The organism is Streptomyces sp. NPDC005017, assembly GCF_042873115.1.
In the GTDB taxonomy this organism is placed as follows: domain Bacteria; phylum Actinomycetota; class Actinomycetes; order Streptomycetales; family Streptomycetaceae; genus Streptomyces.
This window is the reverse complement of sequence record NZ_JBIALD010000018.1, coordinates 95,890-108,631: the sequence shown is the minus strand read 5'-3', so window position 1 is coordinate 108,631 and position 12,742 is coordinate 95,890. Positions and strand designations below refer to the sequence as shown.

At 73.5% G+C, this 12,742-nt stretch carries 10 protein-coding genes and 1 pseudogene; 8 read left to right on the top strand and 3 right to left on the bottom strand.

Features of this window, described 5'->3' with window-relative positions; genetic code table 11:
* The first annotated feature begins 13 nt into the window (after window positions 1-13).
* The 4 genes from rox (at window position 14) to ACFYR0_RS25705 (ending at window position 5,805) form a co-directional block, all read left to right on the top strand.
* Window positions 14-1,444, top strand: coding sequence for a rifampin monooxygenase (gene rox / locus ACFYR0_RS25720; RefSeq protein WP_389332528.1), 1,431 nt, complete (start codon window positions 14-16; stop codon window positions 1,442-1,444).
* A gap of 532 nt (window positions 1,445-1,976) precedes the next feature.
* Window positions 1,977-2,597: a hypothetical protein gene (locus ACFYR0_RS25715; protein ID WP_389332525.1), complete on the top strand. Its 621-nt coding sequence runs from the start codon at window positions 1,977-1,979 to the stop codon at window positions 2,595-2,597.
* A gap of 37 nt (window positions 2,598-2,634) precedes the next feature.
* Window positions 2,635-3,663 (top strand): hypothetical protein, encoded by a 1,029-nt coding sequence (locus ACFYR0_RS25710; RefSeq protein ID WP_389332522.1) that lies wholly within the window; start codon window positions 2,635-2,637, stop codon window positions 3,661-3,663.
* Window positions 3,664-4,116: 453 nt separating this feature from the next.
* Window positions 4,117-5,805 (top strand): phosphodiester glycosidase family protein, encoded by a 1,689-nt coding sequence (locus ACFYR0_RS25705; RefSeq protein WP_389332519.1) that lies wholly within the window; start codon window positions 4,117-4,119, stop codon window positions 5,803-5,805.
* Window positions 5,806-5,821: 16 nt separating this feature from the next.
* Here ACFYR0_RS25705 and ACFYR0_RS25700 read toward each other — a convergent pair whose 3' ends face one another.
* Window positions 5,822-6,325: a hypothetical protein gene (locus tag ACFYR0_RS25700; protein WP_389332516.1), complete on the bottom strand. Its 504-nt coding sequence runs from the start codon at window positions 6,323-6,325 to the stop codon at window positions 5,822-5,824.
* Window positions 6,326-6,480: 155 nt separating this feature from the next.
* On the opposite strand from ACFYR0_RS25700, the gene ACFYR0_RS25695 reads away from it, so the two are divergent.
* From ACFYR0_RS25695 to ACFYR0_RS25680, 4 genes are all read left to right on the top strand, one after another.
* Window positions 6,481-6,648, top strand: a complete 168-nt coding sequence (locus ACFYR0_RS25695; protein ID WP_389332513.1) for a hypothetical protein — start codon at window positions 6,481-6,483, stop codon at window positions 6,646-6,648.
* A 169-nt stretch (window positions 6,649-6,817) separates the two neighbouring features.
* A complete protein-coding gene (locus ACFYR0_RS25690) occupies window positions 6,818-7,288 on the top strand; it encodes a cation:proton antiporter regulatory subunit (RefSeq protein WP_389332510.1) in 471 nt (156 codons plus the stop codon).
* 4 nt (window positions 7,289-7,292) lie between these two features.
* Window positions 7,293-8,528: a cation:proton antiporter gene (locus ACFYR0_RS25685; protein ID WP_386383727.1), complete on the top strand. Its 1,236-nt coding sequence runs from the start codon at window positions 7,293-7,295 to the stop codon at window positions 8,526-8,528.
* Window positions 8,529-8,812: 284 nt separating this feature from the next.
* Window positions 8,813-9,622, top strand: coding sequence for an alpha/beta fold hydrolase (locus tag ACFYR0_RS25680; protein ID WP_389332507.1), 810 nt, complete (start codon window positions 8,813-8,815; stop codon window positions 9,620-9,622).
* 408 nt (window positions 9,623-10,030) lie between these two features.
* Here the strand turns inward: ACFYR0_RS25680 and ACFYR0_RS25675 are convergent.
* Window positions 10,031-10,195, bottom strand: a pseudogene (locus ACFYR0_RS25675) (carboxymuconolactone decarboxylase family protein); the annotation flags it as partial.
* A gap of 87 nt (window positions 10,196-10,282) precedes the next feature.
* Window positions 10,283-12,709, bottom strand: a complete 2,427-nt coding sequence (locus tag ACFYR0_RS25670; protein ID WP_389332504.1) for an FdhF/YdeP family oxidoreductase — start codon at window positions 12,707-12,709, stop codon at window positions 10,283-10,285.
* Window positions 12,710-12,742: the final 33 nt, after the last annotated feature.

Genomic DNA, 12,742 nt, shown 5'->3' with positions numbered 1-12,742 from the left:
GGAAACGAGTGGTGTGATAAAGACCGATGTGATCGTGGTCGGCGCCGGCCCGACGGGCCTGATGCTGGCGAGCGAGCTGCGGCTGCACGGTGCGCGCGTGCTCCTGCTGGAGAAGGACACCGAACCCGCCCCCTACGTCCGCGCGCTGGGGCTGCACGTCCGCAGCATCGAGGTGCTGGCCCAGCGCGGTCTGCTGGAGCGGTTCCTCGCGCTCGGCCGGAAGTACGAGGTCGGCGGCTTCTTCGCCGGGATCACCACGGCGTGGCCGGAGCGGCTCGACACCGCGCACGGATACGTCCTCGGCATCCCGCAGACCGACACCGACCGGCTGCTGGCCGAGCGCGCGGTCGAACTCGGCGCCGAGATCCGGCGGGGCCGCGAGGTGACCGGGCTGAGCCAGGACGAGGAGGGCGTGACCGTCGCCCTGGCCGACGGCACGAGCCTGCGCTCGCGCTGGGTCGTCGGCTGCGACGGCGGCCGCAGCACGGTGCGCAAGCTGCTGGGCGTCGCCTTCCCCGGGGAGCCCTCCCGGGTCGAGACCCTGCTGGGCGAGATGAAGGTGACCGCCTCGCAGGAGGAGTTGACGGCCGTCATGGCCGAAGTCCGCCGGACCCAGGGGCGGTTCGGTGCGATGCCTCTTGGGGACGGGGTGTACCGGATCGTCGTGCCCGCCGAGGGGGTGGCCGAGGACCGTTCGGCCGCGCCGACGCTGGAGGAGTTCGCGGAGCGGTTGCGCGCCACCGCCGGGACCGACTTCGGTGTGCACGCCCCGCGCTGGCTGTCCCGCTTCGGCGACGCCACGCGGCTGGCCGAGCGCTACCGCGTGGGCCGGGTGCTGCTGGCGGGCGACGCGGCGCACATCCATCCGCCGACCGGCGGGCAGGGCCTCAACCTCGGTATCCAGGACGCGTTCAACCTCGGCTGGAAGCTGGCCGCCGAGGTCGACGGCTGGGCGCCGGACGGGCTGCTGGACACCTATCAGACCGAGCGGCACCCGGTGGCGGCCGCCGTGCTCGACAACACGCGCGCCCAGATGCAGTTGCTGTCCACCGAACCGGGCGCGCAGGCGGTACGGCGACTGCTGGCCGAGCTGATGGACTTCGAGGAGGTGAACCGGTACCTGATCGAGAAGATCACCGCGATCTCGGTGCGCTACGACTTCGGCGAGGGTCACCCCTTGCTCGGCCGCCGGCTGAAGGACCTGCCGCTGAAACAGGGCAGTCTCTACGACCGGCTGCACACCGGCCGCGGACTGCTGCTCGACCGGACGGGCGGGTTCTCCGTGGCGGGCTGGGCGGACCGGGTCGACCATGTCGTCGACGTCAGCGAGGAACTGGACGTGTCCGCCGTGCTGTTGAGGCCGGACGGGCATGTGGCATGGGCCGGTGGCGACCCGCGCGAGCTGCCGGCGGCGCTGTCGAGGTGGTTCGGCGCGGCGAGCTGAACGCGCGCCGCGGGTCGGGGACCGGGTGGCGTACGGCAGGACCGGGTGGCGACGGAGTGCGTTCCGCGTAGGTGAACTGCGCCTGGAACAGGTGTATTTGACGATCCGACGGCTGACGCTACCCGTTTCGGGCGGTCGAGCGGACTGAATCCAGATGAATGCCGCGATGAACGGGCATGCCGCGTTTGACCCTTGTGGCCCGGGAGCATCATCCAGACCCGTCACACCGATTCCGGCCGAGCCGGCATCGTACCCCGGGCCCTGGGGCCCGGACCGGAGGGTCAGACCCATGTCCACGCTGCCCGGCACTCCACCCGAACCGACGTCAGGCCCCGGCGGAGCGCCGTCCGCGAGCGGGACCCCGGGAACGACCGGCACCCCGGACACGCCCGGTGCGGACCCCACTCCCGCACCGGGCGGCAGCCCCCAGGGCCCGAGATCCGGGGCCGACGGCCGCTCGACCGCTCGGCCCGGGCCGGACGGCACTCCCCCGGACACCGATCTGAGCAGACCGGTCCGATCGTTCGCCCTGGTGGGCGGGCTCGGTGGCGCGGCGGCACTCCTGACGGCCGTCGCCCTGCTGAACGGGGGCAGCCCCGCGGACTGGTTCCGCGACAACACCTCCCCGGACCAGAGCGTTTCACCGTCCCCGGACCGGACCACCCCCGGCCCGAGCCCCACCCCCGGCTCCGCATCCCCCGCCGCGCCCGTCTCCTCGGTGACGATCGAGCAGCCCACCACACGCGAGGGCGTACAGGTCGAGGTGGAGCAGTGCCAGGAGTTCCGGGGCACGGCCCGGCTGGCGCCCGGCTACACGCTGTGGCTCGCGGGGCACACGGACACGGACAGCCGCTACGGACTGTACGCCGAGGCCAGTGTCTCGCCCGCCACCGGGCAGTGGCGGGCCACGGCCCAGCTGGGCGGAGCCACCGAGGGCGGCCAGACCTTCGAGGTCGTCGCCGTACCCGTGCCCGCCGACGTGGCCGAGTACCTCAGAGGCATCACCGACAGCCAGAACCGGCCGCTGCTCCAGAAGCGGGACGGAACCGGTTCGGCCGCGGGTCTGTTCAACACCTCGCTCCCCCCGGGCTCCGACGAGCGGCACATGGACGGCGTCACCGTCCGGCGCTCCCAGGGCGACCCCAACTGCTGAACGCCCACCACCGGTCACCTTCGGCACAGGAGGCACTATGTCCGGCCCCACCCGGCATGACGCCCGAGGTACGGCGGGCTCCCCCGCCCCCAGCCAGGACCCGCTGTCCGCACCGGCACGGTCGTCGGAGATCGAACTGCCCACGGTGGTCCTCACCGCGCCGCCCGGCGACCGCGGTTCCGGCCGGGCGAGGACCGCAGGCCGAGCCCGGCGCCGGTACGCCCTGCTCGCCTGCCTCCTGCTGGTGGCCGTGGCGTCCCTGACCGGTCTGCTGCTCGCCCCCGGCCCCGACGACGACCTCTCGGCGCTGCCGCGGCCCGACCAGCGGACGGGCGACGCGGCCCCCGGCCCGGCCAGCCGGGCACCCGCGAGCGCGTCGGCGGCGGAGACCGACGCCGGTGGTACGCCCGGCACGGCGTCCCCGGGTCCCACCGCGTCGGCCACCGGCCAGGCCGCCTCGCCCGGCCCGAGCGGCGACCACGGCGACGGGCAGGGACAAGGGCAGCGGCAGGGCGGCTCCGGCGGCACACACGCGGGCTCCGGCGGCGCCTCGGGCGGCGGCGCGACCGTGCCCGGCGTCCCGCCCGCCCCGGACGGCACCGGCGGCAGGGCCGCCGACGACGCCGCCGTGGTCTTCACCGATCCGGCGCCCCAGGGCGACACCTACGTGAAGGTGGCGCACTGCGCCCGTCTCACGGGAACCGCCCGGGTGCCCGAGGGCAAGCGCCTGTGGTTCGCCGTCCGCTACACCGATGACCCGAGGTACAGCCTCATGGGCCCGGCCGACGGTGACGTCCTCCCGTCGGACCGGCGGACACCGTGGTCGAAGGTCATCCGGCTCGGCAACGCCGACCAGTACCTCAAGGGCCGCGTGATCGCGCTGTTCCTGCCCAGGAACTGGGCCGACTACCTGCTCTCCGCGAACGGTTACGAGGGTGGCCCGGCCCTGATCGACTCCGGGGACGGTCGTCCCCACGGCATCGCCTCGCCCGCACTGCCGCCCGACTCCGTGCAGGTCGCCGCGCTGAAGGTGCAGCGCGACCGGAACTCCCGCGCCTGCGCCTGACGAAGGCGCCACGCGGCGGGCCGTGAGCAGGGCCGGCCGGCGGCCGGGCCGATGTCCGGGTGCCAGGACGCCCGTTCACGCGCCTGAACGGGCGGCGCGCGCCGGGGCCACCCCCCTCCGCGACGGCCACCGGCCCTCCGCGGCCGGGACCGGCCGTCCCGCGCTCCCCGCCGGACGCGGTCGCGGCCGCCGCCCCTGACGCGGTCGCGGTCACCCGGTCCCGCCCACGCCCCGCCCCCACCGCTGTCCCTCCTGCAACCGCTCCTTTCGCGTGCCCTCCCGGGCCTCGGCGAGCCACGGCGGTCCTCAGCCGTGCCCGCGCCGAACCGCCAGGTCGGCGCGGCATCCGTACCGCCACTCCGCCGTAACCGCACCGCGGGTGGACGGCCGACTCCGCGACACACGCGCCGGGCACGGTCGCAGCAACCTCCCTTGAGCGAAAGGGCATGTCGCATGAGCAACCGAATGGCACGCCGTGGACTGATCGGTGGGGCGATCACCGTCGCCCTGGTCGCCGGCACGATGGCCACCTCGGTGGCCACGCAGTCCGAGAAGGAGCGCCCGTCCGGGTCCGCCGGACAGCCGGCCCGTCCCGCCGCGCGGCCCGTCGCGGCGGCGGCCGCCGCCGCGAGGCTGCCGCTGGGACCGGCCTCGCTGCCGGAGACCCGGACCACCCGTCAGATCGCCCCGGGCCTCACCCACGTGGCGATCGAGCGCGGCGAGGTGTCGGCGGACGACTTCTGGACCGTCACGGCCGGCTTCGGCCGGACCGAGGCGCAGCTGGCGGAGGTGGAGGCCGGGGTCCGCGCCGCCGGGTACACGCCGCGCCGCGACCGCACCGCCGGGCCCGACCCACGGGGCCCGCTCGACAAGCCGCTCGGCTGGTCGGTCCGGGTGGGCCGGTACGCCACCCAGGACGCCGCGAACCAGACCAAGCGCGACATGACGGCCAGGGGACTGACGGCGTCCGTGCAGCACACCAGCGAGGACGGCCACACCACCACGGGGCCCTGGTCGCTGGACGTGCTGATCGTCGACCCCACACGGTTCCGCGGCCGGCTGCGCTCCGAGGTGGCCAACGGGATCGTGCCGGGCCGGGAGACCACCAGCTCGATGGCGAAGCGCACCGGCGCCCTCGCCGCGGTCAACGGCGGCTTCTTCGTCATCGGCAGCGGAAAGACGACCCCCGGCAACTGGCTGGCCGGCACCGACGGCGACCTCGGCGGTATCGCGGTGAGCGACGGCGACCTGGTCTCGGAGGCCGTGAACGACCGGCCCGCGCTGATCGTGCCGACCGCCTCCGGCAAGGGCACCTCGGTACGCAGGCTCAGGACCAAGGTCACGGTCCGCTCGGCGGACGGCGCGACGCGGCTGGTGACGGGCCTGAACCGGCAGTCGGGGCTGATCGTCAACTGCGGCGGCGTCGGGACCGCGACCCCCTTCTCGCACCCCGCCCAGGACTACACCTGCGGCAACAGGAACGAACTCGTCGCCGTCACACCGAAGTTCGGCAAGGTCGCGCCGGAGGGCAGCGGCTACCAGGTCACCCTGGACGCCGCGGGCGAGGTGACCGCGGTCCGGGCGAGCCGGGGCGGTGCCGTGCCCGCACGGGGCACCCTGCTCCAGGGCACGGGCTCCGCGGTCGAGTGGCTGCGAGCCCACGCCCGCGTCGGAACCAGGCTGACGCTCAACCGCGCGGTGACCGACGCCACGACGGGCGCGCGCGTGCCGCTCACCTCGCAGACCTCCGTCGTCAACGGCGCTCCGCTGCTGCTGCGCGACAACCGGACGGCCCTCGACCCGGTGCGGGACGGCTGGAGCCCCGAGGCCATCCAGGGCGCCGAGCGCGCGAGCCTGTACAACGCCTGGTATCTGCGCCGCAATCCGCGCACCGCGGCCGGCACCACCGTGGACGGACGGATCGTCCTGCTCACGGCCGACGGACGCAGGCCCGGCCACAGCGCCGGGCTGACGGTCCCCGAGACCGCGGCGGTCATGCGGGCCCTCGGCGCGGTGAACGCCGTGAACCTCGACGGCGGCGGCTCGACGGCCATGATCGTCGGGAACAGGCTCCAGGGCCGCCCCAGCGACGCGACGGGCGAGCGCCCCGACGGTGACGCGCTCGTACTCCTGCCGCGCTGACCGCCGAGGAGAAGTCCTAGTCCGTCTCGGTGGGCTCCCCCCGGCCGACCGTCGCGGCCCAGACGACCGTGGAGGGAGCGCGCACGGAGACGGTGCCGGGCCGGTGCGCGCCCGCCACGGCGAACTCGTTCCGGACGACGGCCGGTTCCCCCGGGGTGCAGATGTGGTCGAACCACGCCCGCATCTCGGGGAGGGCCACGGTGATCTCGCCCTCGCCCCGGCAGCTCACGACCACGACGAGCGCCTTGCCACGCGGGCCGGCACCGTATGCGAAGACGGCGTTGCCGCGCGTGGGCCGTTGCTGCCCGGCCAGTTCCCCGCCCGCGTCGAGGGCGGGGGGTTCGACCTCGACGGGCTTGCGGGCGGGCGCCGTCGTGGTCGGGGCGCCGGAGCGTACGTCGGCGGTGGGCCGGGGTGCCGGCGGCGCCGACGCCGACGGCGCCGGCGACGTACAGGCCGCTGCGGCGAGTGCCGGCAGCAGCCAGACAGTTGCACGCCTGCCGCGGTTCACGATGCCCACAGTCACCTCCACAGTGATCGACAAGGGCCACGCTAGGCGGTCGGCGTGTCCGGGGCGGACGGTTGCGGGAGGATCTGAGCCAAATCTGAGCCCCGCCCGAACGCCCTTGACCTCAAGCGCGGTTGAGTTCGTGGCGTCCCCGGTGACGCGGCCGGGTGGGAGCGGTCGAGGAGGCCGTGGCGGCCTCGGGGGTGGGGTGGACGCGCCTGGAGCCCCAGCGGACGACGCCCTCGGCGCGGATCACCGGCCGGTCCGCGCGCACGTTCACCGAAGGGGTGACCGAACACGCGGACCGCTTCCGTGCGGCGGAGGCCAACGGCTGAGCTCGCCGAAGACGGGCGGGTTACGGAGGGGCGACTTCCGATTCAGTGCGTGAGCAGACCCGTTGCGCCGGGGCCGGTCGGACCATCCGGTTAAAGTGTCACTGATCGCTTCACCAAGAATCGGTCAAACGCCCAGCCAGACGGGAGGAAAGCCGTGGGTGCTCCCCGCATGAGCAGTACGCCGCTGCCCGGCATAGGGGTCCGCTACGACCTGACCACCAAGGAGCAGCGCCGGGTGTCCGTCGTGGCTCACCGGGACGGGACCCGCACGCTCAGCGCGTACCGCGACGACGACCCGGACGCCTGTGCCCTGTCCGTGCGGCTGTCCTCCGGTGAGGCGGAGACGCTGATCGACGCGCTGATGCCGACACATCACAGCCCGAACCTGCTCTCGACGACCGAACTGGGCCTGGTGGCCGAGCGGGTCGAACTGCCGGCGGTCTCGCACTGGAACGGCCGGCTGCTCGGGGAGACCCGGATGCGCACGGAGACCGGGGTGTCGATCGTCGCCGTGCTGCGGCTGGCCGAGGCGGTTCCGTCACCGGGGCCGGACTTCCGGCTGGCGGGCGGGGACACGCTGATCGTGATCGGCACCCGTGAGGGCGTGGACGCGGCCGCGGCGATCCTCGGGCGGGAGTGACCGGATGCATTCCTCCGCTGTCTTCCTGATCGAGTTCGGCGCGATCATCCTCGGCCTCGGTCTGCTGGGGCGGTTCGCCGCGCGCTTCCGGTTCTCCCCGATCCCCCTCTATCTGCTGGCCGGGCTCGCGTTCGGTGAGGGCGGGCTGCTGCCGCTGGGCTCCAGCGAGGAGTTCGTGGCCATCGGCGCCGAGATCGGCGTGATCCTGCTCCTGCTGATGCTGGGTCTGGAGTACACGGCGAGCGATCTGGTCTCCAACCTCAGGACCCAGTACCGTGCCGGACTCGTCGACGGCGCCCTGAACGCGTTGCCGGGGGCCGCGATGGCCCTGCTCCTCGGCTGGGGTCCGGTGGCCGCGGTGGTGCTCGCCGGGGTGACGTGGGTCTCCTCGTCCGGGGTGATCGCCAAGGTGCTCGGCGACCTGGGCCGGCTGGGCAACCGGGAGACCCCGGTGATCCTCAGCATCCTGGTGCTGGAGGACCTCTCCATGGCGGTCTATCTGCCCATCCTCACCGCGCTGCTGGCCGGTGCGGGGCTGGCGGCGGGCAGTGTCACGCTGGCCGTGGCGCTCGGCGCGGCCGCGCTGGTGCTGGTGCTCGCGGTGCGCTACGGGCGTCACATCTCCCGCTTCGTCTCCAGCGACGACCCGGAGAAGCTGCTGCTGGTCGTGCTCGGGCTGACGCTGCTGGTGGCGGGTATCGCGCAGCAGTTGCAGGTCTCCGCCGCCGTCGGGGCGTTCCTGGTCGGCATCGCGCTGTCCGGCGAGGTCGCCGAGGGCGCGCACAACCTGCTGGCCCCGCTGCGCGACCTGTTCGCCGCCGTGTTCTTCGTGTTCTTCGGCCTGCACACGGACCCGTCGACCATTCCGCCGGTGCTGCTGCCCGCCCTCGCCCTCGCCGTGGTCACCGCGGGGACGAAGATCGCCACGGGGTACTGGGCCGCGCGCCGCGCCGGGATCTCCCCCAAGGGGCGCTGGCGCGCGGGCGGCACCCTGGTCGCGCGCGGCGAGTTCTCCATCGTCATCGCGGGGCTCGCGGTGACGGCCGGGATCGAGCCGTCCCTCGGCCCGCTGGCCACGGCGTATGTACTGATCCTGGTGATCGTCGGACCGCTGACCGCCCGCTACACCGAGCCGTTCGTCACCTGGCTGGCCAACCGCCGCGCGGCCGCACAGCCGAAGCCGGCCGTCCCGGAGAGCCTGCCCGAGGCGGAACTCGCCGAGTCGGACCGGCACCGCTGAGCCGCTGGCCGCGCCGGGGCCCGGGTGCCCGGACCGCCGGCGCCCCGGCCCCGCGCACGGGCCTGGGCCCTTCTGACGGATCTCCGGTGGATTTCCGGCAGGCGTCTTCGTAAATGTCGTGAAGTCCCTTCGGCGTCCGGCCCGCACCGAAAGCCGGCCGGGCTCGTCACGGGTACGGCGCGGCCCGCCGTGGCGGACCTGACACACCGACGGGTGCCGTCCATGCGGGATTTCGGGTCGCGTGAGACGATCCCGGCCGGTGTGCCGTGAGGAGGGGGCGAACGGTGGCGTGGGACGAGCGCGTGGTCGTGCGGGACGGTGTGCGGCTGGTCTGCCGGGACTGGGGCGGGGACGGGCCCGCCGTTCTGCTGCTGCACGGGCTCGCCGGTCAGGCGGGTGAGTGGGACGCGACGGCCGCGCTGCTGAGCCCCCGGTACCGGGTCGTCGCGCTCGACCAGCGCGGACACGGCGCCTCCGGGCAGCGGCCCGAGGACGTGTCCCGCGCCGCGTACGTCGCCGACGTCGTGGCCGTGGCGGACGAGTTGGGCCTGGGCGCACCGGTGGTGGTCGGTCAGTCGCTGGGCGGGCACACCGCGTTCCTCACCGCGGCCGCGCATCCGGAGGCCGTGCGGGGTGTGGTGCTGGTCGAGGCCGGGGCGGGCGAGCCCGACCCCTCGGTGCCGGTCCAGCTCGGCGCGTGGCTGCGCTCCTGGCCTGTGCCGTTCCGGTCGCGGGAGGTGGCCGTGCAGTACTTCGGCGGCGGACTCCTGGGCGAGGGCTGGGCGGGCGGCCTTCAGGAGCGGGACGGCGGCTGGTGGCCGCGCTTCGACCCGGAGGTTCTGGTCCGTTCGCTGGCCGAACTCGGCCGGCGGTCGTTCGTCGCCGAGTGGGAACGGGTCGGCTGTCCCGCCCTGCTGGTGCTGGCCCGGTCGAGCTTCATCCCCGCCCAGGAGTACGACACGATGCTCCGGCTGCGGCCGTCGACGGTTTCCGTCTGTGTGCCGGACACGGGGCACGACCTCCATCTGCAACGCCCGGAGACCGTCGCCGCGCTCGTCGCGGACTTCGTCGACGGGCTGCCGGACAGCCCCTGACCCAGCGCCCTTCTGACGGGGGCCGATGGCCGGCCGAGGCGGCCGGCCAGGAGATCCTCGTCACCCCCGCGCCTCACGGCCCGGTCGGCGCCCCTCCCGCCCAGGGTCCTGGTCTGCCTTGCTGACCGGGGTGTCCTGGCGGGGACATCGGGGGTATGACCCGGGCCAACTCACGCATCAGCCGGTCGGCTTCACCGCTCACCTGGGCGGGGACGTCGCCTCGCTCGGCAACGAGGCGGCTGTAGATGGGGGTTTCCAGGAACACGGTGAATTCGGCCTGCCTCTCGGATCATCGGAACAGCGAAGTCGTAACCGCGCTGTGCGGGACAGCCTACGGTCCGCCACCGACATCACCGGCTCCCTGTCCACAGATAGTGCCAGGAAGCCGGACAGACCCCGCCGCCGGGGTCACCCCCACCGACCCGGCCGGTGGTCACCCGCCGGCTGCTGGACGATCACGTTCATCCGGTCGCAGGTGTTGATCGGGGCGATCAGCGACACCGGCGCGGCGAGCTGGTCCTCGTCGTAGTGCTCGGCCGCCCCGGCCCACCCCTCGCCGCCGACCCCGCCGTGAACAGGAACATCGCGGCGTTCGCGGGCGGTTCGGCGACAGGTCGCGCGATGGCCACGGGCACTGCAGGAGGCGACGGCGGGGGCGGCTCAGGAGGCGGGGACGACCCTCACCTTCACGTGTTTCATGATCGGCTGGTCGCTCTGGGTGCTGTGGTCGTCGAGCGCGCACAGCACGTTCATCTCGGGCATGTAGCCGGCCGCGCAGCCGCGCGGGATGTCGTACGGCACGGCCAGACAGCCCCGCAGCTCACGGTGGCTGCCGTCCCTGGCTGTACTGGTGATGTCGACCGGGTCGAACTTGGCGATGCCGCGCTCGCGCATGTCGTCGCGGTTCATGAAGACGAGCGTGCGCAGGTTCCTGATGCCGCGGTAGCGGTCGTCGTCGGAGTAGATGGTGGTGTTCCACTGGTCGTGCGACCGCATGGTGCCCAGGGCCAGCGTGCCCGGCTCCGGCACCACGTCGGGCAGCGGCGCGCTGGAGAACTCGGCGCGTCCGGACGGGGTGAGGAAGACCAGTTCGCGCGCGGGCTGTCTGATGCGGAAGCCGAGCGGCAGCCGCACCCGGCGGTTGAAGTCCTCGAAGCCGTCCAGGACCCGGGCCATGGTGTCGCGGATGCGGTCGTAGTCCTCGATGTACCACTCCCAGGGCGTCTCGCTGTCCGGGAGGGCGGCACGGGCCATGCCCGCGATGACGGCCGGTTCGGAGAGCAGATGCGGTGAGGCGGGCTTCTTCATGCCCACCGAGAGGTGCACCATGCTCATCGAGTCCTCGACCGAGGTGCTCTGCACGCCCGCCCGCTGGTGGTCCTTCTCGGTGCGCCCGAGGCAGGGCAGGATCAACGCCCGCCTGCCGTGCACCAGATGACTGCGGTTGAGCTTGGTGCTGACCTGGACGGTGAGCTCGCACTTGCGCAGCGCCTCGCAGGTGTACGCGGTGTCGGGCGCGGCGAGGGCGAAGTTGCCGCCCATGCCGATGAACACCGTCACCTCGCCCGTGTGCATGGCCTTGATGGTGCCGACGGTGTCCAGACCGTGCTCGCGGGGTGGATCGATCGCGCAGATCTCGGCGAGACGGTCGAGGAACGCGGGCTCGGGGCGGTGGTCGATGCCGCAGGTGCGGTTGCCCTGGACGTTGCTGTGCCCGCGCACCGGCGACGGACCGGCGCCCTCGCGGCCCAGGTTCCCGCGCAGCAGCAGGAGGTTGACGATCTCGCGGACGGTGTCGACGCCGTGCTCGTGCTGGGTCACGCCGAGGCACCAGCTGAAGATGGAGCGGTCGGCGTCGCGGTAGACGCGGGCGGCCTCGAGGATGCCGGCGCGGCCGACCCCGGACTGACGCTCGATCACCGCCCAGGGCGTGCTCTCGCACACCCGGCGGTAGTCCTCGAACCCCGTGGTGTGGCGGTCGACGAACTCCCGGTCCAGCGCCTTGGGATCGTGGGCGGACTGCTCCAGGATCGCCTTCGCCATGCCGCGCAGCAGCGCCATGTCCCCGCCGATGCGCGGCTGGAGGTTGAGGCTGCTGGTGCGGGTGGCGTGGAAGGTGGCCATGTCCTTGAAGTCGTGCGGGATGATGGCCCGCCGGGCGGCGGCCTCCACCAGCGGGTTGATGTGCACGATGGCCGCGCCGCGCCGGTGGGCCTCGGTCAGGGCGGTCAGCATCCGGGGTGCGTTGGAGGCGGCGTTGACCCCGAGGATGAACAGCGCGTCGGTGGTCTCCCAGTCCTTGAGGTCGACCGTGCCCTTGCCGGTGCCGAGGGCGGCGTACAGGGCCCGGCCGCTCGCCTCGTGGCACATGTTGGAGCAGTCGGGCAGGTTGTTGGTGCCCAGTTCGCGGGCCATCAGCTGGTAGAGGAACGTGGCCTCGTTGCCGAGCCGCCCCGAGGTGTAGTACGCCGCCCGGTGCGGGGAGTCCAGTCCCCGCAGGGTGGAGCCGACGAGTTCGAAGGCGTCCTTCCAGGTGACGGGGACGTAGTGGTCGGTGTCGGGGTCGTACACCATGGGCTCGGTCAGCCGGCCCTGGTTCTCCAGGTCGTAGTCGCTCCAGTCGCCCAGCTCCGTCACCGAGTGCGCGGCGAAGAAGCCGCGGCCGACGCGCTTGCTGGTCATCTCCCAGGTGACGTGCTTGATGCCGTTCTCGCAGATGTCGAGGTGCAGGCCCTTGGTGTCGTCGGGCCAGGCGCAGCCGGGGCAGTCGAAGCCGCCGTCCTCGTGGTTCATCTTCAGGATCGCGCGCGGGCCGTCCAGCGGGAGGGCGCCCTCGCGGGCCATGAAGCGGGTCACGCTCTTCGCCGCGCCCCAGCCCGCCGCGGGGTGGTGGTAGGGGTGGTACTCGGGCTCGCCGTCGGGGCTGGGGCCGACGGCGGCCCGCGTCGGCTCCGCCGCCGCGCCGGCGACGGCCTCGGAGGTTCCGGAGGAACCGGCGGAGCTCGAGGGCCGGGAGGATCCGGAGGCCCCGGACGAGCCGGAGGAACCGGAAGATCCGGAGGGCCGGGGAGCCCGGGAAGCACTCACGTCACTCACCCCTACGCCGCGCACAGCGGTCCG